16 protein-coding genes, 1 tRNA gene and 2 pseudogenes are annotated in these 20,659 nt (G+C 69.1%); 12 read left to right on the top strand and 7 right to left on the bottom strand.

Translation table 11 applies throughout. From position 1 onward, the window contains the following. Positions 1–70: 70 nt before the first annotated feature. The 3 genes from BST12_RS07160 to BST12_RS07170 all read left to right on the top strand — a co-directional run bounded on the left by BST12_RS07160 (position 71) and on the right by BST12_RS07170 (position 7,846). On the top strand, positions 71–5,047 hold the full coding sequence (locus tag BST12_RS07160; protein WP_083112425.1) for a PE family protein: 4,977 nt from the start codon (positions 71–73) through the stop codon (positions 5,045–5,047). Positions 5,048–5,106: 59 nt separating this feature from the next. After that, positions 5,107–7,305, top strand: a complete 2,199-nt coding sequence (locus BST12_RS34585; protein ID WP_083112426.1) for a PE family protein — start codon at positions 5,107–5,109, stop codon at positions 7,303–7,305. A 190-nt stretch (positions 7,306–7,495) separates the two neighbouring features. After that, positions 7,496–7,846, top strand: coding sequence for a hypothetical protein (locus tag BST12_RS07170; RefSeq protein WP_083112427.1), 351 nt, complete (start codon positions 7,496–7,498; stop codon positions 7,844–7,846). 35 nt (positions 7,847–7,881) lie between these two features. On the opposite strand, the pseudogene BST12_RS07175 reads toward BST12_RS07170, so the two are convergent. The 5 genes and pseudogenes from BST12_RS07175 to BST12_RS30650 all read right to left on the bottom strand — a co-directional run. After that, a pseudogene (locus tag BST12_RS07175) lies at positions 7,882–8,493 on the bottom strand (TetR/AcrR family transcriptional regulator); the annotation flags it as partial. After that, positions 8,486–9,739: a cytochrome P450 gene (locus BST12_RS07180; RefSeq protein ID WP_083112429.1), complete on the bottom strand. Its 1,254-nt coding sequence runs from the start codon at positions 9,737–9,739 to the stop codon at positions 8,486–8,488. The pseudogene BST12_RS07175 and the gene BST12_RS07180, both read right to left, overlap by 8 nt. 574 nt (positions 9,740–10,313) lie before the next feature. Then, positions 10,314–10,562, bottom strand: a complete 249-nt coding sequence (locus BST12_RS07185; protein WP_245850120.1) for a hypothetical protein — start codon at positions 10,560–10,562, stop codon at positions 10,314–10,316. A gap of 47 nt (positions 10,563–10,609) precedes the next feature. Beyond that, positions 10,610–10,750 carry a helix-turn-helix domain-containing protein gene (locus BST12_RS30645; protein WP_139801531.1) on the bottom strand — a complete coding sequence of 47 codons (141 nt, stop codon included), beginning with the start codon at positions 10,748–10,750 and terminating at the stop codon, positions 10,610–10,612. 16 nt (positions 10,751–10,766) lie between these two features. Beyond that, complete coding sequence (locus BST12_RS30650; RefSeq protein WP_139801532.1) at positions 10,767–11,129, bottom strand: hypothetical protein; 363 nt, start codon at positions 11,127–11,129, stop codon at positions 10,767–10,769. An 8-nt stretch (positions 11,130–11,137) separates the two neighbouring features. Between BST12_RS30650 and BST12_RS33240 the strand changes: the two are divergent. Then, positions 11,138–11,341: pseudogene (locus tag BST12_RS33240) on the top strand (site-specific integrase); the annotation flags it as partial. Positions 11,342–11,367: 26 nt separating this feature from the next. On the opposite strand, the gene BST12_RS07195 reads toward BST12_RS33240, so the two are convergent. Continuing rightward, positions 11,368–11,441: transfer RNA gene (locus BST12_RS07195), tRNA-Leu, on the bottom strand. A 359-nt stretch (positions 11,442–11,800) separates the two neighbouring features. Here BST12_RS07195 and BST12_RS07200 point away from each other — a divergent pair. The 4 genes from BST12_RS07200 to BST12_RS07215 all read left to right on the top strand — a co-directional run bounded on the left by BST12_RS07200 (position 11,801) and on the right by BST12_RS07215 (position 14,663). Beyond that, positions 11,801–12,661: a PPE family protein, SVP subgroup gene (locus BST12_RS07200; RefSeq protein ID WP_083112430.1), complete on the top strand. Its 861-nt coding sequence runs from the start codon at positions 11,801–11,803 to the stop codon at positions 12,659–12,661. 57 nt (positions 12,662–12,718) lie between these two features. After that, positions 12,719–13,912 carry a PPE family protein gene (locus BST12_RS07205; protein ID WP_083112431.1) on the top strand — a complete coding sequence of 398 codons (1,194 nt, stop codon included), beginning with the start codon at positions 12,719–12,721 and terminating at the stop codon, positions 13,910–13,912. 134 nt (positions 13,913–14,046) lie between these two features. Beyond that, positions 14,047–14,343, top strand: coding sequence for a WXG100 family type VII secretion target (locus BST12_RS07210; RefSeq protein WP_083111339.1), 297 nt, complete (start codon positions 14,047–14,049; stop codon positions 14,341–14,343). Between the two features lie 35 nt (positions 14,344–14,378). Next, positions 14,379–14,663: a WXG100 family type VII secretion target gene (locus tag BST12_RS07215; RefSeq protein WP_083112432.1), complete on the top strand. Its 285-nt coding sequence runs from the start codon at positions 14,379–14,381 to the stop codon at positions 14,661–14,663. A gap of 72 nt (positions 14,664–14,735) precedes the next feature. Here BST12_RS07215 and BST12_RS07220 read toward each other — a convergent pair whose 3' ends face one another. Continuing rightward, entirely contained in the window at positions 14,736–16,055 is a 1,320-nt protein-coding gene (locus tag BST12_RS07220; protein WP_083112433.1) for a PPE family protein, read from the bottom strand. 308 nt (positions 16,056–16,363) lie between these two features. Here BST12_RS07220 and BST12_RS07225 point away from each other — a divergent pair, with 308 nt between their 5' ends. The 4 genes from BST12_RS07225 to kdpA all read left to right on the top strand — a co-directional run bounded on the left by BST12_RS07225 (position 16,364) and on the right by kdpA (position 20,658). Then, entirely contained in the window at positions 16,364–17,137 is a 774-nt protein-coding gene (locus BST12_RS07225; protein ID WP_083112535.1) for a response regulator transcription factor, read from the top strand. A 20-nt stretch (positions 17,138–17,157) separates the two neighbouring features. Continuing rightward, positions 17,158–18,687 carry a sensor histidine kinase gene (locus BST12_RS07230; protein WP_083112536.1) on the top strand — a complete coding sequence of 510 codons (1,530 nt, stop codon included), beginning with the start codon at positions 17,158–17,160 and terminating at the stop codon, positions 18,685–18,687. 211 nt (positions 18,688–18,898) lie between these two features. Further along, on the top strand, positions 18,899–18,988 hold the full coding sequence (locus BST12_RS33245) for a potassium-transporting ATPase subunit F (RefSeq protein WP_139801533.1): 90 nt from the start codon (positions 18,899–18,901) through the stop codon (positions 18,986–18,988). After that, entirely contained in the window at positions 18,988–20,658 is a 1,671-nt protein-coding gene (kdpA, locus tag BST12_RS07240) for a potassium-transporting ATPase subunit KdpA (protein ID WP_083112435.1), read from the top strand. The genes BST12_RS33245 and kdpA overlap by 1 nt, the downstream gene beginning before the upstream one ends. Position 20,659: the final 1 nt, after the last annotated feature.

A 20,659-nucleotide genomic window follows, 5' to 3' on the forward strand; every position in this document is an offset into this window, starting at 1 on the left:
CGTCAACACGTCGGGCGTACAGTCCCGTCCACTGAATTTCTCTGTGTCGCATTCGAGCATTGGGGCCCGTATGTCAACTTTGCTGATCGCACCCGAAGCTTTGGTGGCCGCTTCGCAGGAACTGACCGGACTCGGGTCGGCGCTGGGAGCCGCGAATTCCGCTGCCGCGGCATCAACGACGCAGGTAGTGGCCGCAGCGGGCGATGAAGTATCGGCGGCCATCGCGAGGTTGTTCGGGTCCCTCGGTCAGGAGTATCAGGTCCTCAGCGCGCAGTCGGCGTTGTTTCAGGAGCAGTTTGCTCGCACTCTGGCCTCCGGCGCCGGCGCGTATGCGGCAGCAGAAGCGGCGAGTGTTTCGCCGCTGCAGTGGTTGGAAGACGCGGTGCTGGGCGTGATCAATGCGCCCACCAACATCCTGCTGGGTCGCCCCCTGATCGGGAATGGCACCGATGGCGCGCCCGGTACCGGAAACAACGGCGGGGCCGGCGGAATTTTGATCGGCAACGGCGGCAATGGCGGCTCGGGTGCGGCGGGCCAAGTCGGCGGGCGCGGCGGTAACGCCGGGCTGTTTGGCAATGGTGGCATCGGCGGGGCTGGTGGTGCGGCCACAGTGACCGGCGGCACCGGCGGAACGGGCGGTGGCGGTGGCGCCGGCGGGTGGCTGGGCGGGTTCGGCGGCGCAGGCGGCATCGGTGGCGCCGGCGCGGTCGGTGGCGACGGCGGGGCCGGTGGTGCTGGTGGCATGAGTCGGGCGTTGGCCGGTTGGGGCGGCGGCGCCGGCGGGGCCGGCGGCGTCGGCGGCGCAGGCTCAGCCGGGGCCTCCGGCGCGGTACCCGGTAACGGCGGCAGCGGCGGCAACGGCGGTGCCGGCGGGACCGGCGGAGGCACACAAGCCTTCTTCAACAGCACCGTTGGCGCGGGCGGGGCCGGCGGCGCCGGCGGGGTCGGCGGCAGCGGCGGAGACGGAGCTATGGGCGCCGTCGGCGGCAACGCGGGACACGGTGGTAACGGCGGCGCCGGGGGCGCTGCGGGCGGCGCGAGCGGCATCGCCGGCAGCGGCGGCGCGGGTGGCGCCGGCGGCATCGGCGGTACCGGCGGCGGCGGTACCTCGACGGCGGGCGATGGCGGTGCGGGCGGCGACGGCGGCACCGGCGGGCTTGCCGGCGCTGTCGGCAGTGGCGGGACCGTCGGTAGTGGTGGGGCCGGCGGCGCGGGTGGCACCGGCGGCGCCGGGCTCCATGCCGCCGATGGCAGCGGCAACGTCGGCGGCCAGGCCGGCAATGGTGGGGCCGGCGGCCAAGGCGGCAGCGCCGGCAACGCCAGTGGCACCGCCGGTAGCGGCGGGGCCGGCGGCGCCGGCGGTGTCGGCGGTACCGGCGGCAGCAGCGCGACCAGTACAGGAACAGGGGGTAACGGCGGAAGCGGCGGGAACGGCGGCACCGGTGGTCTTGCCGGCGCCGTCGGCAGCGGCGGAACCGTAGGCAATGGCGGCGCCGGTGGCGCCGGCGGCACCGGCGCCGCCGGGGCCAATGCCGCCGATGGGAGCGGTAGTACAGGCGGTCAGGCAGGCAATGGCGGCACCGGCGGCAACGGCGGTAACGCCGGTAATGCCAGCGGCACCGCCGGTAGCGGTGGCGCCGGCGGCGCAGGAGGGAGCGGCGGCATCGGCGGCAGCAGTTCGGTAACCGCAGGCGACGGAGGCGGCGGCGGCCAGGGCGGCACCGGCGGGCTGACCGGCACCGTGGGCACCGGCGGAACCGTTGGCAGCGGCGGAACCGGCGGCGCCGGCGGCAAGGGTGGTGCCGGCCTCGACGCCGCCGCGGGCACCGGCGACGGTGGCGGCAAAGCCGGCAATGGTGGCCTCGGCGGCAACGGCGGCAAGGCAGGTGACGCCACCGGCACCGCAGGCAGTGGTGGGGCCGGTGGCGCTGGAGGGATCGGCGGCGCCGGCGGGAGCGGTATCGAAAACACCGGCCTACCTGGCGATGGCGGCACCGGCGGCACCGGTGGGTCTGGCGGCAAGGGCGGCACCGGCGGTGACGTGGGCACCGTGGGCACTGGCGGGTCCGCCGGCAAGGGTGGTGCGGGCGGCACCGGCGGCGGCGGCGGTGAGGGTGGTGCCGCCGGCCCAGGAGCAAAGGCCGGCGACGGCGGTGCCGGTGGTGCCGGCGGCGATGCCGGGCTCGGCGGCAACGGCCCATCCGGAGGCGCGGGTGGCACTGGCGGCGACGGAGGCGCCGGCGGCGCGGGTGGCACCACTGGCGCCCCGGCCGAGGGCGGCTCCGGCGGTATGGGCGGCAAAGCGGGCGCCGGCGGCGGCGGCGGTACCGGCCTCACCGGGGTAGGCGGGGCCGGCGGCGATGGTGGTGTCGGCGGGGCCGGCGGCAGCGGCGGGGATGGCGGTGACTTCGGCGTCGCAACTGGTGGCCAGGGCGGGCGCGGTGGCGACGCCGGGCAGGGCGGCGTCGGCAAGACCGATGGCGGCGTCGGCGGCATAGGCGGCCAGGGCGGCCAAGGCGGCCAAGGCGGAGACCAGGTCGCCGGTGGCGGCACAGCCGGCAATGGCGGCAATGGCGGCGACGGCGGCCTGGGCGGCAAGGGCGGCACCGGTACCTCCGGCGTCGGGGGCGCCGGCGGTACCGGCGGCACTGGTGGCGCCGCCGGCAACGGCGGCGCCGGCGAAAACAGCCGAGGCGGCTTCACCGGCGGGAACGGCGGCGAAGGCGGCAAGGGTGGCGACGGCCTCGCTGGAGGCGGAATCGGCGGCGGCGGTGGCACCGGCGGCGCCGGCGGCTCGGGCGGCGACGGCGCCACCAACACCTTCAGCACGGGCGGCGACGGCGGTATGGGCGGCAAAGGTGGCGACGGCGGTAGCGGCACCGGAGCGGACGCCGCGGGTGGCCACGCTGGGGCGGGCGGCCTCGGCGGTGCCGGGGGCGCCGGCGGCGACGTCACCACCGGCGCTTTCAGTGGCGGTGGCCAGGGCGGCCAAGGCGGGGACGGTGGCACTGGCGGCACCGGCCAGGGCGTCGGCGGCGACGGCGGCCAGGGCGGTGGCGGCGGGGCCGCGGGCAAGAGCGGCACGGGCGGTCAGAGCAACGGCGGCTACGGCGGCAACGGTGGTATGGGCGGCACCGGCGGCAACGGCGTCACCGGCGGTGGAGCCGGCGGCAAAGGTGGCGACGGTGCGGCCGGCGCCGACGGCAGCTCCTCCGCCACGGCGGTCTACAGCGTCGGCGGTGGCGGCGGCAACGGCGGCTTCGGCGGCAATGGCGGCAACGGGACCGGAGTCAATGCAGCAGGTGGCGCCGCTGGGGCCGGCGGCGTCGGAGGCGCCGGGGGCAACGGCGGCGACGTCAGCCCCACCGGGCAAAGCCAAGGCGGCGACGCCGGCCAGGGCGGCATGGGTGGCAGTGGCGGCACCGGCACCGGCGTCGGCGGCAACGGAGGCCAAGGCGGAGCCGGCGGGGCCGCCGGCAATGGCGGCAAGGGCAGCGATAGCAATGGCGGCCGCGGCGGCGATGCCGGATGGGGCGGCGTTGGCGGCGACGGTGCCGCGGGCGGCGGCTCGGGTGGCGACGGTGGCGTGGGCGGTAAGGGCGGCGACGCTGGTGACGCCGAGAACTACAGCTATGCGGACCGCGGGGGTCGTGGCGGCGTCGGCGGCAACGGCGGCAACGGCACCGGGGCGCAGGCCGCGGGTGGCAACGCGGGGAACGGCGGCGCGGGTGGTGCCGGCGGCACCTCCGGGGACGTCACCAACGCCACCGGCCAGACCGCCGGCGACTATGGCGGCAGCGGCGGCAATGGCGGCAAAGGCGGCACTGGAGCCGGCGGCGTCGGCGGCAATGGCGGCGACGGCGGCGACGGCGGTGCCAGTGGGAAAGCCGGCACCGGCGGCCAGTACATCTACTCCGGCGGCGGCGGCGACGGCGGCTGGGGCGGTGATGGCGGCGACGGCTTAACCGGCGGCGGCAAGGGCGGCGCCGGCGGCAAGGGCGCCGATGGCAGTGACGTCACCGGCAGCGCTGCGACCACGCAGCTCGAGGCCGGCTACGGCGGTTGGGGCGGCAGAGGCGGCAACGGCGGCGCCGGTACCGGCGCCGGCTCGACGGGCGGTGACGGCGGGGCAGGTGGCGCGGGTGGCACCGCGGGCGACATCCTGAGCGCCGGCAGCAAAGACCTCGGCACTCCAAATTACTCCGGCTGGGGCGGCTGGGGCGGCGACGGCGGCAATGGCGGAGCCGGTGTCGGTCTCGGCGCCAGCGGGGGTAACGGCGGAGCCGGCGGCGCCGCCGGCGACGGCGGCCAAAGCGTCCCCGGCGGTTACACCCATGGCGCCGGCGGTGGTCGAGGCGGCAACGGCGGCTTTGGCGGCAACGCCGACAGCAATGGCGGGGTGAACGGCAACGGCGGCGACGGCGGTCACGGCGGCAACAGTTCAGCCGGCTACGGCGGCGGCGAGGGTTACAACGGCGGCAACGGCGGTCACGGTGGTAACGCCGGCACTGGCGGCAGCGGGGGCGACGGCGGTAACGGCGGTAACGCCGGCACAGCCGGCAATGCGGGCGACGGCCTCGCCGGCACCTCCCAAAATGGCGGCCAGGCTTGGCGATTCGATTCCTACCTAGCTGGAAACGGCGGCAACGGCGGCAACGCCGGTTCAGTCACCGGCCTCAACGGCAACGGCGGCCATGGCACCGCGGGCGCCAACGGCGGCAGCGGTGCTTCGGGCAGCGCCGACGGTGGCAACGGCTCAGCCGGTGCCGACGGCGGCAACGGCGGCAACGCCGGCACCGGTGGCATCGGCGGCGTCGGCGGCAACGCCGGCGTCGGCGGCAACGGCGGCAATGGCGGTTCCGTTCCGTCCGGCGGCAACGGCGCCAACGGCGGCCATGGCGGAAACGGCGGAAACGGCGGCAACGGACCCGGCGGGGTCGGTGGCTACGGCGCCGGCGGCGGCTCGGCCGGTCTCCGCGGCATCCCGGCCGGCACCGACGGCACCCCCGGCGGCGACGGCACCAACGGCACGCCTTCACCTCCGTAAACGCTGGTCCTCAGTCAAAATTCAACATTTTTGCAGGAGCTGCTCCATAGCTTCCGGCCATGTCTTTTGTGATTGCGCCCGACGCGTTGGCAACTGCGGCCGCCGAATTGGCCGCTACCCGGGTGACCGCGCTGCCCATCACCGAGGTGGCGGCGGCGGCCGGCGACGAGGTATCGGCGGCCATGGCCGAGTTTTTCGGCAGCTATGCCCGTGAATATCAGGAACTGAGCGAGCACGCGGCCGCGTATCAGGCACGATTCGTCCAGTTACTGACCAGCGCCGGTGGCGCGTACGCGAGCGCCGAGGCCGCCAATGCCTCCCCGCTGCAGCTGCTGGAACAGGCCATCAACACCCCCACCCAGCTCCTGTTGGGACGCCCGCTGATCGGCGATGGCGCCCCCGGTTCCGCGGCCCATCCCGATGGCGCGGCCGGCGGGCTGTTGTTCGGCAAGGGTGGCAATGGTTACTCGCAAACGGCCGTCGGCGCGAACGGCGGAGCCGGCGGTGCGGCCGGGCTGTTCGGCAACGGCGGGCACGGCGGCGCCGCCGGCGCGGGCGCGATCGGCGGGGCCGGCGGTAATGGCGGCTGGTTGTGGGGCGCAGGTGGAGCGGGCGGCGCTGGCGGCGCCGCGATATCGGCTGGCACCATGGGCGGTCTCGGCGGAGCGGGTGGCCACGCCTGGATCTTCGGCACCGGCGGAGCCGGTGGTGCAGGTGGCGCGGGCGCGGCGGGCACCGCCGGCAGCCAGGGCCTGACAGCCGGAAGTGCTGGCGGCGACGGCGGCACGGGCGGAGCCGGTGGCGCCGGGGGCGCCGGGGGCCGCGCCGGTTTCCTGGGCGGCGCGGGTGGCATCGGCGGCGACGGCGGCGCTGGTGGTGACGGCGGTCTGGGTGGGGCCGGAATGACGGGCGCCGACGGCGTTGGCGTGACTCCCGGCTCCGGTGTAACCGGTGCCAGCGGCGGCACCGGTGGAACCGGTGGCAACGGCGGCAGCGGTGGGGCCGGCGGTGCCGGCGGCCTAGGTGGGGTGGATGCGAGCGGGCACCGAGCCAGTCAGGGCGTCGGCGGCAGCGGCGGAGATGGCGGCGGCGGCGGTACCGCGGGTACCGGCGGCCACGGGGCCACCGGCCCGGACACCACGCCCATCGGCGCGCCGGGTACCGGTGGCAAGGGCGGTGATGGAGGCATCTCCGGCGGCGGTGGCGCTGGCGGCGCCGGCGGCGCCGGATCGCACCCGGGAGACGCCGGGAGCGTCGGCAACACCCCGGTGGGCGGCACCGGTGGCACCGGCGGCGACGGCGGGCGCGGAGCCAACAGCGGCGGTACCGGTGGCGCCGGCGGCAACGGCGGTACCAGCCCGACCGGCTTTGGCGGCGCGGGTGGTGCCGGCGGAGCCGGCGGAACCCCGCTGGGCTCCGGCAATGGCGGAACGGGTGGGGCCGGCGGAACCGGCGGGACCGGCAGCGGCGGCGGCACCGCCGGCGCTGGCGGTAGCGGCGGCGCGGGAGGCGTGGGAACCGGTTTTGCTAGCCCATCGAGCGCCCACGGCGGCACGGGCGGCAGCGGCGGCACGGGAGGTGCCGGCGTCAACGGCTCCGACGGCGGCGCCGGCGGCGACGGCGGCGACGGCGGCAAAGGTTCCGTCTACGCGGGCGCCGGAGGTGCCGGCGGCAGTGGCGGTAACGGCACCAACGGCGGCAGCGGCGGCAGTGGTGGCAACGGCGCCACCGGCGCCGTCGGCAACGTCGTCGGCGGTGGCGGGCAGGGCGGCGCAGGCGGCGCCGGCGGCACCGGGACCAGCGGGGCCGGCGGCAATGGCGGTACCGGCGGCACCGGCGGCCTGGGCTGGGGAGGTTCGGGTGGCGGCCAGGGCGGCGCCGGCGGTAAGGCCGGTAGCGGTTTCACCGGCGGTACTGGCGGTAAGGGTGGCATCGGCGGTGCGGGCGCTTTCGACAGCTACCACTTCACCTCGATGCCAGGTGGTGCGGGTGGCATTGGCGGCGACGGCGGCACCGGCACTCACGGGGGCGGAGGTACCGGCGGCCATGGTGGCACCGGCGGGCACGGCGCCGACAGCCCCAGCGATAGCTACTACGGCGGCAGCGGCGGAGCCGGAGGCAAGGGCGGACCGGGCGGTAGCGGCACCGGAGGATCAGGACAGGCGGGCGGGACAGGTGGGGCGGCTGTCAGATCGGGCACCAGCAAAGGAGTAGCCGGCAGCGCCGGTGGCGTCGGTGGCGCTGGCGGACCTAGTTAGGACGTCGCAAGCCATTCGGAAAAGACATTTGCGACATTCCCGACTGGTGCGCCAATTGTCGCTATTGGTCAGAGCGAACTGGACTTAAGATCGTGGCCAGGAAGGTCTGACCTGCCCCAAGCCTCATCGCCGCGGCTCATCTATAAGCTTTCGTAACCGCTTGTAATCTGTTGCATTTCAGGGAGTCGAAATGAAATTCAAAGTTGCTCGCCGTGGCGCTGCGGTATTGGGTTGTGCCGCAGCGTTTGTGTTTTCTCCCGCGGTTGCCAGCGCTGATCCCCCCGACCCGCACCAGCCGGACATGACGAAGGGTTACTGCCCGGGCGGTCGATGGGGTTGGGGCAACTTGGCCGTGTGTGACGGCGAGAAGTACCCCGACGGGTCGTTTTGGCATCAGTGGATGAAGACCTGGGCGGTCGGCCCTCAGTTCTACTACGACTGTGTCGGCGGCGACGAACCCGTTCCGGGGCCGCCTCCGCCCGGTGGCTGTAACGGGGCTATTCCGCCCGACGACCCGGCTGCGCCCGCACCCGCACCCTGACCTCGGCAGGCAGCGTTAGACGGCGCCTCGAACTGCGACAGCGATGCCATCCGTGGATAGAGGATCGCTGGGCCCAGCCATCGAGTAACAAAGTGGCGTAGTGCGAGTCCTTTGCGCGGCGACTGCCCAGGATCGGTCAGCAGGGACTGAACTGTGCGCAAGGTAATTTCGGCGAGGTGTGCAAGGGCGGTGGTGTCGAAGCCGTGGAGCCCCCAATCGACATCGAGGCGGTGGAAAACCGACAAGCAGAACGTGATCGCCGTGTCGGCGGTCAGCGAGGTGACGGCTTCGCCCGCGTGTCGGCGGGTCAATAGGCTCTCCAGCTGGGGATCACCGGAGAGGTTCTCGACTCCGAAGGACACGCATTCGATGACCGCGGTGACCGGGTCGTTGAGTCCGCTGACGTGTTCTACCAACTGGTCGATGAACCCGTTGACCGCACGCATTGAGCTGGCGATGAGCAGCGCGTCGGCATTGGGAAAGTAGCGGTACACCGTCTGGCGAGTGACGCCGAGCCGGCGGGCGACGTCGGCAAGGCGGATCCCCGATCCACGCTCGGCGACCTCTTCGTCGACTGCAGCCAGAATTCGTGAAATCGCCTCCTCGTCCGATGAGGGTGTCAAACCCGCCCAGCCACGACTACGCATCCGCCGTCACAAGCCTTTCGCTGGTGAATTCGATCGGCAGAGTTTTCGGACCGGTCATACCCAGCAGGGATTTCCACGGTGCCGGACCAACGCGATTGGGGGCCGAAAGGCGGCGGGTGAGGACTGTGAGCGCTTCCGCCAGTTCGCGGCGGGCGAGGTTCGCCCCCAGACAGTAGTGCGCGCCACCGCCGAACGTCAGGATTGCGGGCACGTCCTTGCGCGCGATGTCGAAGCGGTCGGCATCGTCATAGATCGCTGGATCTCGGTTGGCTGCAAAGGTATTGACAAGTATGAAGGTCCCCCCCGGGAACATGTAGCCACCGAACTCGACATCCCCGGCGGCGGCTCGCGGCACGATACTGGCCGCCGGTGAGTGGCGCATGCTCTCCTCGACCGCCTGCATGGCAAGTTCTGGATGGTCGCGCAGTTTCGCCCACTGATCCGGGTGCTCGCAAAGCACCTGCACCGAAGCGGCTAGTTGGTTCCGCGTCGTATCCGTTCCCGCCATCAAGAAGCCGGCCGCCAGCATGCGGAGTTCGTCGAGATTGAGACGGTCGCCTTCGCTTTCGGCGCGGATGAGTTCGGACAGCAGGTCATCGGTCAGATTGTTTCGGCGGGCGGCGACCATGTCGTCGACGTAGGCGTCGAGTTCACTCCATGCGCGCATGATTGCGGCCTCATCGAAGGTGGCAGCGGGCTGAAAGTTGAGGGCTTTGAAGATTTCCTCGGTCCAGTCCGCGAACAGCTGCCAATCCTCACGAGGCGCACCGAGCAGCGCGCAGATGATCGGGGTTGGGTAGGGACGCGCGATGTCGGTCACGACGTCGCACCGTCCAGCGTCTACCACCCGATCGATCAGCCCGTTCATCACCTCGTGGATCGTGTCTTGGAGACGTGATGTCGCGCGGGGAGTGAACGCCTTGGAGACCAGTTTGCGTAACCGCACGTGTGGTGCGCCGTCCAGGCCCAGGAGGCTGTTCACCAACTTGTCGTACAACGGACCCGACGTGATGCCCTGTGCCGCCAGAGTGATACCGGGCGGCAGACGGAATCTGTTGTCGCGCAATATTTCCCGAGCCATCTCGTAGGAAAGGATTTCCGGGCCGAGGGGCCCGATGGCGATGGGCGCACACGATTGCGCCCGTCGGACATCCTCAAGGATGTCGTGCGGAGTGGCGGTGAGGCTGTAATCGAGCGTTGGTAGACCAGCTTCGAAGACGTTGGGGGCGGTGCTGTGCGCGTTCATCGATGTCTCAACTTCCGCTGGAACCCTGACGGGTGCGGACATATGTACCACGAGCGTATGACCACTGCCCTAAGATGGTCAATGTCGAGCGTATATTGCGCGTCGGTTGGACAATTTGCGCTGAGTGATCATACGTTCTGTGTCAGAGTGTCCGATTGGTCGCAAAGAAGCCAGCTTCACGCACTGCTGGGGAGTCAGCGCAATAGCGGAGTCCGGTGGCTGGACGACGCGGCACATGACGAAGCGGCTATACGCCGTGCGCACGCAGGATCACAGCTGGGCACCTATATTCGATGCGCCGCAAGGCCCCCTTGGGCTGCGTCACCTGCGGGTGCGTTTGATGCGACTCGAACCGGCACTTGACGGATTTTAAGTCCCAATTCCCTGTTCGATTGGGGTTGCTGCAAAGGCCGCCGAAAACAATGCAGGACCGGTAAACCACCGGCTCATGCAGGGAGGGAACGGCTTCGGCCATCCGTTAGCAGCTGTGCTGCTGGTTTGCGCATGCCGGCAGGTTGCTGCGAGAGTGCGGACGTGGCGTGGACGCCACCACCCGCCTGCCAGCTCGTGGCTTCTACTCGCACCCGATTCCATTGCCGTCTCGGTCGAGGCCGTAGATGTCTCTGCCGATTACTCTTACGGGACCCTTGACGTAGGCCGGACCGTTACCGCTGCCGCCCGCACAGTCGACATCACTGGCGATCGGAACACAGGCACCCGAGTAGTTAGGGTCGCAATTCGAGCCGCCCGGATCGGCGCTGGCTGTCGGCAGGAAGGCAAGCACCATGACGAAGTAGGCCACCAGCGCTAATGACTTCCGCACGGTCGCAGATCGTAATGCGATCCCGTGCCGCCGCGTGGCCCTTTCTATCAAATCACCACATGAGTGACTTGGTAGTCCCGGAATAAGTTGCTCCGACCAATACCGAAGATGGTTGTCAACTCACTGATCGCTTCTCCCTGCTCGTATAGGCGCATCAACCTCTTCTGTTGGGCGACATCGAGTTTCACAGGCTTGGCCGCGCAGCTATGTGCTGGATTTAGTCCGCCATTTGGACGTGATCAGTGTGAGAACAACGATGAACGCCGTAAGCCCCATCGCGACGAGCTCCCATCGAAATAGCGGATTGCCGCGGTGCATGTGGTAGGTCGCTAACGCCAGGAATATGGCAGTGGCACCCAACTGTCCAATGGTGCCCCACAATGCTCTTCTGGTGCTTGATGAAGGTGGCGATTGAACCAGCCGGCGGACTGTGACAATTACACCAACCAATATGAATGTGACGCCAGCGATCGGTACTGCCAGCTGCATGTCCTCTCCAATCTGGCCTAGGGCAAGCACTTGTTCAAATCGTTGATCGCCATCGCTTGTCCCTGCTGCCCAGGCCATAACGCCTATCCCTGGCGATCAGCGCGGGCGCCAACGTCAAAGTGCTGCAAACCCTCTTGGGCCACAAGACGGCCACTCTCACCCTGGACCGCTACGGCCACCTTTTCCCGGATGACCTGGGCAGTATTGCGGACGCTTTCGACGCTGCCGCCCAAGCTACTGCGGACGGCCTGCGGACGATCTCACCGTTGCGAGGGATCTCAACCACGTGAAATGCCTCTGAACTTGCCTTTTACGGTGCCCCCAGTCGGACTCGAACCGACACTGGGCGGATTTTAAGTCCGCTGCCTCTGCCAATTGGGCTATGGGGGCCCGGCGGGAAATCTAGCGCGCCGCCGTCGGCGATAGGACGTGCCCTACCCCGAAAAACCTAGCGTGCGAACCGGCCACATGTTGGCTAGGATCGCGCGCCGCGCGCCTTGGGAGTGTCGCGCCTCACTGGGACATATGACAGAGCCGTATCGGCCGCCAAGACCTTGTTAAAACTGCGCGCGCCAGCGTTAAGACGCCGTAAACGTCTGTCACGCTGCGCCTTTCCGTGACGACTGTGGAGTTGTGGCTGGTTAGCGTTACGCCAACGCACAGGGGCCGTTACGCAAACACACAGGTTCGACCAGGGGATCGACCAGGGGAGAAATGGTCGGCATGTTTTCACACACAAGGAGCCATAAATGTCATTCCTGACAGCAGTGCCGGAAGAGCTGGCCGCCGCGGCGACGCAACTGGCAGCGATAGGCAGTTCCCTCACGGCGCAGAACGCAGGTGCTGCAGCGCCGACCACCGCCATCGCTCCCGCGGCCGCCGACCAGGTGTCGATCATGCAGTCCGCCCTCTTCACCGCTTACGGCGCTATGTACCAGCAGTTCGCCGCCGAAGCCCAGGCGATGCAGGAGCAGTTCGTGCAAACCCTGGGCCTGAGCAGCGGTACCTATGCCTCCACCGAGGCGTCCAACGCCGCTGCTGCCGGATTGAGTTCTGCCGCCGGATCGGGCTCCGGCGGCATTCCGGACTTCATCAACAACATCAGCACACTGCTCGGCGGGCCGGTACTGAGCATCGGCGGGCAACCCTTCAGCCTGTCGGGCAACTCGGCCAACTTCGCCAGCTACGAAATCGGCAACTGGGGCTCGGCGGCGTCGAACCTGCTCGGTCTGACCGGCGGTGGTCTGCTGGCCGCACCTGCCGAGGAGACCGCGATCGCAGAAGCAGAGGGTGCAGCGGAAGGCGCCGCGATAGGCGCGGCAGAGTTGGCGGAAGGCGCCGCGCCGATCGCGGCGGGTGTGGGCGAGGCGGCGTCGATCGGCGCGTTGTCCGTGCCGCCCAGCTGGGCCGCCCCGGCCACCCTGGTATCGAGCACAACCACCGGCGCGCTGCATGGTGCCGGTTGGACCGCGGCTGCGTCGGCGGGCTCACCCGGGATGCTCTACCCCGGAATGCCGGGCATGGCCTCGGCCGCACGCAACAGCGCCGGCTTCGGCGCACCGCGCTACGGCATCAAGCCGATCGTCATGCCGAAACCGGTGAGCGTCTAAGCGCCGGGCAGCACCAGAAACCACTAAGCGCAATTAAGCCAAAAGAACAGGAACAAAATGGATTTCGCAGCCTTTCCCCCCGAGGTCAACTCCGGGCTTATGTACACCGGTTCGGGCGCGGGTCCGCTCATGGCCGCCGCCACGGCGTGGAGCAACCTGGCCGCTGAGCTGAGCAGCACGGCAACCCAGTACGAGTCGGTCATCACCGCACTGACCACCGAGCAGTGGACCGGCGCCGGCTCGGCGGCAGCCGCCGCCGCAGCCCAGCCATACGTGTCCTGGCTGACTACCACGGCGACGGCGGCCGAGCAGGCAGCCATGCAGGCCACGGCATCGGCGGCGGCGTATGAGGCGGCGTTCACCGCGACGGTGCCCCCGCCGGTGATCGCCGCAAACCGGGCGACGCTGGCTGCCCTGGTGGCCACGAACTTCCTGGGCATCAACACCCCGGCGATCATGGCCACCGAGGCCCACTACGCCGAGATGTGGGTCCAGGACGCGGTCGCGATGTACACCTACCAGGCCGCCTCGGCCGTCGCCGCAGCCCTGCAGCCGCTGACGCCGGCGTCGCAGACCACCAACCCGGCCGGCCCGGGCCTGCAAGCCGCCGCGGTCGGGGCGGCCGCGGCCTCCTCCCCCGCCCAGGGCCTCGGCGACATCGTCTCCGGCCTGCAGAGCGAACTGACCAACATCACCCTCGGCACATCTTCTATTGGCACCGGTTTGTGGAACATGTTGCCGGCCAACGTGCAGGAGATGCTGACCGCGCTGGACGGCTTCCTCGGCACCCCGCTGATCTTCAACGGCGTCCAGCAAATTGGTGTCACCGCGGCGTGGTTCGTCTTTGCCGCCATCCCCAACGCCATCTTGGGTTCGCACACCGCCGCCGGTCTCTATGGCAGCGCCGAGGCTGCCGCGGGAGCTGTCGAGGGAGGTGCCATCGCGGCCGAAGGGGCCGCCGCCGGCCTGGCCAGTGAGGTGGTGCCCGCGGGGGCGGCCGCCAGCCTGGGCGAGGCATCCCTGGTCGGCAGCCTGTCGGTTCCGGCGAGTTGGACGTCGGCCGCCCCGGCGGCGGCCGACGTCGGTACGGCGCTGGCCGGCAGCGGCTGGACCGTGCCCGAGGAAGCCGGAGCGGTCAGCGGGATGGCCGGAATGCCGGGCATGGCCGCGGCCGCCAAGGGCGCTGGTGCATACGCCGGGCCGCGGTACGGGTTCAAGCCGGTGGTCATGCCCAAACAGGTCGTCGTGTGATGGGAGAAAAAAGAAAGGACATGTCACTCGATTCAGCCCAGCATTTGATCGAAAAGCCGTAGTCTCGGCGATACGGCTGACGCCGTACCTATACAACTGCTACAAACACAGACTTCGAGAAGGGGATACCGAGCATGACCACACGCTTTATGACCGACCCGCACGCGATGCGCGACATGGCCGGCCGCTTTGAAATGCACGCCCAAACCGTCGAGGACGAGGCCCGCCGCATGTGGGCGTCCTCCCAGAACATCTCCGGCGCCGGCTGGAGCGGTCTGGCCGAGGCCACCTCGCTGGACACCATGGGCCAGATGAACACCGCTTTCCGCAACATCGTGAACATGCTGCACGGCGTTCGCGACGGCCTGGTTCGCGACGCGAACAACTACGAGCAGCAAGAGCAGGCCGCTCAGCAGACCCTCAGCAGCTAACTTCCAACCAACACAAGCCAAGGAGAACAAAAACCATGACTATCAACTACCAGTTCGGCGATGTCGACGCCCACGGCGCTCTGATCCGCGCACAGGCCGCCAGCCTGGAGGCCGAGCACCAGGCCATCGTTCGCGATGTGCTGGCTGCCGGTGACTTCTGGGGTGGCGCCGGTTCGGTGGCTTGCCAGGAGTTCATCACCCAGTTGGGCCGCAACTTCCAGGTGATCTACGAGCAGGCCAACGCCCACGGCCAGAAGGTTCAGTCCGCCGGCAGCAACATGGCGCAGACCGACAGCGCGGTCGGCTCCAGCTGGGCCTGATCCCACAGCAATAGGCGTGGCCGCACACCGCTAGGTGTGCGGCCACGCTTTTTTATATGGCCTCCGGCGGCATCACCCCGCCATCGGCGAGTGCGGAATCACCGTCGAGCGGACTCCCAACCGCTCGGCGCCGCCGCCGGCCTCGCGCCCGATCATGCCTCCCAGCGGCAGCTTGGAGACGGCGGTGCCGCTTGCGGCGGTCTGGGCCACACCCGCGTCGGCCGCCGGCAACGCCACTGCGCCGGCCGGAGTCACCGATCCGGCCGACAGCGCCTCTGCCCAGCTCGGCGGCACCGACAAGGTACCCAGTGCGGCCGCCTGACCTATGTTCGCCGATGCCGCCGAAGCACCCAGCCCGGGCACGGGCACCCCGGCCATGCCGCCCAGCGCACCCAACCCTCCGGCTTCGGTCAACTCGTCGGCGCCGAGGAAGTCCAGGCCAACGCCGGCGAGGTCCAGGCCAACACCGCCGCCGTCCAAGCCGACCAGGCCGACGGCGTCCATGCCGAGACCGGTCGTGTCTTCGACCAGTCCCAGCTGGCTTCCGCTCAGGCCGGTCAGGACGGTGGCCGCGCCCTCCAGCGCGTCGACGGTGTTCCCGACGCCCTTGAACGCGCCCTTTCCGGATGCGCCGGTCAAACCGGTCAGGGTCGAGAGCGCGGTGATCGGCGCGCTGGCGCCCGACGACGCGACCGTCGCCGCCTGTCCCGGAGAAAGCGCGGCCGCCGGAGAGAGCGCGGCCGCCGGGCTGGCAAACCCCTGCAGGGCCTGCGGGACTGCCGACATGGCCGCCGTCTGCGCTTGCGTGCCGGCCGAAGCGCCGACGGTATTGCCGGCCACCGACGCCTGACCCGCCAGTCCGCCGGGATTGGTGGTCTGCGGCGGAGTGGCAAACGGTGTCAGCCTGGTGACCGCGGCAGAGCTGTCGGCGTAGGTGTACATCGCGGCGGCGTCCTGCGCCCACATCTCGCTGTAGAGGGCTTCGGTGGCCGCGATCGCCGGCGTGTTCTGCCCGAAGAGGTTGGTCGCGACCAACGCCGCGAGTTCGGCACGGTTGGCCGCGATCGCCGGCGGCGGCACGGTCATGGCGAAGGCCGCTTCATAGGCGGTGGCGGCCGCGGTGGCCTGGGTGGCCGCCTGCTCGCACCCGGCGGCGGTGGTCCGCATCCACGCCAGGTACGGCGCGACCGCGGCCGCCATCGAAACCGAAACCGGCCCCAGCCACGACTCGGCCGTCACTCCCGATACGACCGACTCGTAACCGCTTGCAGTGGAAGCCAATTCGGCGGCCAGCGCGTCCCATCCGGCGGCGGCCACCAGCATCGTCCCGGACCCCGGACCCGCATACATGCGGCCCGAGTTGACTTCCGGTGGTAATCCTCCAAAATCCATCGTGTATCTCTCCCGTATCTATTGCCTGCGTTAGTTGTCCCTGCTCACACGACGTGAAATGCGCAGCCGTCAGCGCCGGCACTTCATCAGCAGCCAGAGCAATCGCTGTGCCGAGGGGACCCTCATTGGGCGCGCGCTGCCGACGACGAAATTCACTTTGGGTCAGATATCCCAGTCGTCAGGGCCGAAGAAACGCATATAAATCACATATACGCCCCAGATCCGCCGCAGGCCCGCAACTCCGCTACATTTGAGGTTTCTATGAGGTCAGTGACGAGTGCATGTGTGCTTGGAAGAATGACAGCAACATGACCACAATGTCGGGATACGCGCGCAGTCAACGTCCGCGTCAGGCCATCTTGGGGCAGCTGCCCCGCATCAACCGTGCTGACGGCTCACCCATCCGGGTCTTGCTGGTCGACGACGAGCCGGCGCTGACCAATCTGGTCAAGATGGCCCTGCACTACGAAGGCTGGGATGTCGAGATCGCACACAACGGTCGTGAGGCGATAGCCAAGTTCGACCGCGTCAGCCCCGACGTCCTGGTGCTCGACATCATGCTTCCCGATGTGGATGGGCTGCAAATTCTGCAGCGGGTCCGCGAATCCGACGCGTACACCCCCACGCTGTTCCTCACCGCCCGCGATTCGGTGATGGACCGGGTAACCGGCCTGACGGCGGGCGCCGACGACTACATGACCAAGCCGTTCAGCCTCGAGGAGCTGGTCGCGCGGCTGCGTGGATTGCTGCGCCGCTCCAGCCACCTGGCCCCGCCCGCCGATGAATCGCTGAAGGTCGGCGACCTCAAACTCGACGCGGCCAGCCGGGAAGTCACCCGCGGCGGCGACCAAATGTCCCTGTCCTCCACCGAATTCGAACTGCTGCGCTTCCTGATGCGCAATCCGCGCCGCGCCCTGAGCCGCACCGAAATTCTCGACCGCGTTTGGAACTACGATTTCGCCGGACGAACGAGCATTGTGGACTTGTATATCTCTTACTTAAGAAAAAAGATCGACGCCGACCGAGAGCCGATGATTCACACGGTCCGCGGGATTGGATACATGCTCCGACCACCGGAATGACCACCGGAACGACGACCGGAATGACGCGCGCCCGGAATACCTTGTCTCGCAAGCTCCCCCGCTGGCTCCCCCGCTCGTTACGTCGGCGGTTGCTGCTGGGCGTGCTGACCGTGGTGACGCTCGTGCTGGTGGCCGTCGGCGCCGTTTCGGTGCTGAGTCTGCGTGGCTATGTCACCGCGATGAACGACGCGGAAGTCGCCGAATCCCTGCACGCGTTCAGCCACTCCTACGCCAGATACCGCAACGGCGAACACACCTCGATTCACACCGGCACTCCCCCGGTGTCCCAGGCGCTGCTGGAGTTCACCGGGCAGACGCCCGGCAACCTCATCGCGGTACTTCGCGACGGCGTCGTGATCGGCTCCGCCGTGTTCTCCGAAGACGAACCACGACCCGCGCCGCCCGACGTCGTGCGCGCCATCGAGGCCCAGTCCTGGACCGACGGACCGTCGCGCGTCGAAACGCTCGGGAGCCTGGGCTCCTACCAGGTGGACAGCCGCGCGGCCGGGTCCGAGCGCCTGGTCGTCGGCGTTTCGCTGAGCGTCGCCGACCAGATCATCACCCGAAAACAGGTGACCACCACCGCGCTCGTCGCCACCGCGCTGATCATCACCGCGGGACTGACGGTGTGGGTGGTGGGAGTCGCGCTGCGCCCGCTGCGCCGCGTCGCCGCGACCGCCGCCGAAGTCGCCGCGATGCCGCTTGCCGGCGACGACCACCACATCAGCGTGCGGGTCCAGCCGGCCGATACCGACCCCGATACCGAAGTCGGCATCGTCGGGCACACGCTGAATCGCTTGCTGGACAACGTGGATAGCGCGTTGGCCTATCGCGTCGAGTCCGATTTGCGGATGCGCCAATTCCTCACCGACGCCAGCCACGAACTGCGCACGCCGCTCGCGGCCATCCAGGGCTATGCCGAGCTGACTCGTCAGGACAGTTCGAGCCTGCCGCCCACCACCGAATACGCGCTGGCCCGCATCGAGTCAGAAGCTCGGCGAATGTCGCTGTTGGTCGAGGAGTTGTTGCTGCTGTCCCGTTTGGGCGAGGGCCAAGATCTGCAAACCGAAGACCTCGACCTGGCCGATCTCGTGCTCAACGCGGTCAACGATGTAGCCGTAACGGCGACTACCCACCACTGGGTCAAGAACCTGCCCGACGGGCCGGTATGGGTCAACGGCGACCACGCGCGGCTGCACCAGCTGGTCAGCAATCTGCTCACCAACGCCTGGGTGCACACCCCGCCCGGTGTGACGGTGACGACGGCAATCACCTGCGATCGCCAGGACCCGAACGGGCCGTACGCCGAATTGACGGTTACCGACGACGGACCCGACATCGACGCGGAATTGCTGCCCCGGCTGTTCGAGCGCTTCGTACGCGCCGACAAGTCGCGATCCGATGGGACCGGCCACGGACTGGGCCTGGCCATCGTCAATTCCATCGTCAAGGCCCACGGCGGCTCGGTGGCCGCCGAGTCCGCCGGCGGCATCACCGTCTTCCGGGTTCGGCTGCCGATGATCGACGAGCCCGTCACCGATAACACCTAGCAAAAGTCACCGCCGCGGCCGTAAAAAATCCGTTAAGGGGTGTCCCGGCGGCCCGTGGCGACGCCTAGCCTCTTCTTCGGCCCTCCCCCGGCGGGCTGGATCGATGTCGCATGTGAACGGAGTTAGGGATGTCCGTCGTGGTGTACCTGGTGCTGACGGTGGCGGTATTCGCCGCGTTCGGCGCACTGCTGAACTTGGGACTGAAGTAATAGTGAGTACCGCTAACACCGTCGGACTGACGCTGGCCATCTTCATCGCGCTGTTGCTCGCCGCAGCCCTGCTGTATCCGGAGAAGTTCTGATGAGCACTACCACCGCGGGAGTGCTGTTCCTGCTGTTGCTCGTTGCCGCGCTCGCGGCCGTACACGTGCCGCTGGGCGACTACATGTTCGGCGTCTACACCTCCGAAAAGCATTCCCGCACAGAGCGTTTCATTTACCGACTGATCGGCGCCAACCCGGCGGCCGAACAGACGTGGGTGACGTATGCCCGCAGCGTGCTGGCGTTCTCGGCGGTCAGCGTCATATTTCTGTTCGTGCTGCAGCTGGTGCAGGGCAAACTGCCGCTACACCTTGCCAATCCGGCCACCCACATGACGCCGGCGCTGGCCTGGAACACCGCCGTCAGCTTCGTCACCAACACCAACTGGCAGGCCTACGCCGGCGAAACGACTCAGGGCCACCTGGTGCAGATGGCCGGTTTGGCGGTGCAGAACTTCGTGTCCGCGGCGGTCGGCATGGCCGTAGCCGTGGCGCTGGTCCGCGGATTCGCCCGGCACCGCACCGGCGAACTCGGTAACTTCTGGGTCGACCTGACCCGTGGCACGCTGCGCATCCTGTTGCCGATCTCGATCCTCGGTGCCATCGTCCTGGTTGCCGGCGGCGCCGTGCAGAACTTCCACCTCAACGATCAAGTCGTCACCACACTGGCCGGCGCGCAGCAGACCATTCCCGGTGGCCCGGTCGCCAGCCAGGAAACAATCAAGGAGCTCGGCACCAACGGCGGCGGCTTCTACAACGCCAACTCCTCGCACCCCTTCGAAAACCCGACCGCGTGGACCAACTGGATCGAGATCTTCCTGCTGCTGGTGATCAGCTTCTCGTTGCCGCGCACCTTCGGCCGCATGGTGGGCAGCAAGAAGCAGGGGTATGCGATCGCCGCGGTGGTCAGCGTCATCGCCGCGTTCAGCGTCACTGTCATGATGCTGTTCCAGCTGCAGCACCACGGCACCGTGCCGACCGCGGTGGGTGCCTCGACCGAAGGAGTCGAGCAGCGCTTCGGCGTCGCCGATTCCGCCGTCTTCGCCGACGCGACCACGCTGACCTCCACCGGCGCCATCGACTCGGCACACGACTCCTACACCAGCCTGGGCGGCATGATGACGATGTTCAACATGCAGCTCGGCGAGGTCGCGCCCGGCGGTACCGGCTCGGGCCTGTACGGCATCCTGATCCTGGCCGTCATCACGGTATTCGTCGCCGGGCTCATGGTCGGGCGGACTCCGGAGTACCTGGGTAAAAAGATCAATCCACGCGAAATCAAGCTTGCCGCAAGCTATTTCCTGATCACCCCGCTGATCGTGCTGATCGGCACCGGCGTCGCGATCGCACTGCCGGGCCAGCGTGCGGGCATGGCCAACACCGGTCCGCACGGGCTATCGGAAGTGCTCTACGCGTTCACCTCGGCGGCCAACAACAACGGCTCGGCGTTCGCGGGGCTGTCGGCGAACACGGTGTGGTACAACACCGCATTGGGGTTGGCGATGCTATTCGGCCGGTTCCTGCCGATGATTCTCGTTCTGGCACTGGCCGGTTCGCTGGCCCGCCAGGGCGCCACTCCCGAGTCCAGCGGCACCCTGCCCACCCATCGGCCGCAGTTCGTCGGACTGGTGGTCGGTGTGACGATCATTCTGGTTGCCCTCACCTTCCTGCCCGCGCTGGCGCTCGGGCCGCTCGCTGAAGGGATCCACTGAC

The sequence above is a fragment of the Mycobacterium angelicum genome, assembly GCF_002086155.1.
Lineage (GTDB): Bacteria > Actinomycetota > Actinomycetes > Mycobacteriales > Mycobacteriaceae > Mycobacterium > Mycobacterium angelicum.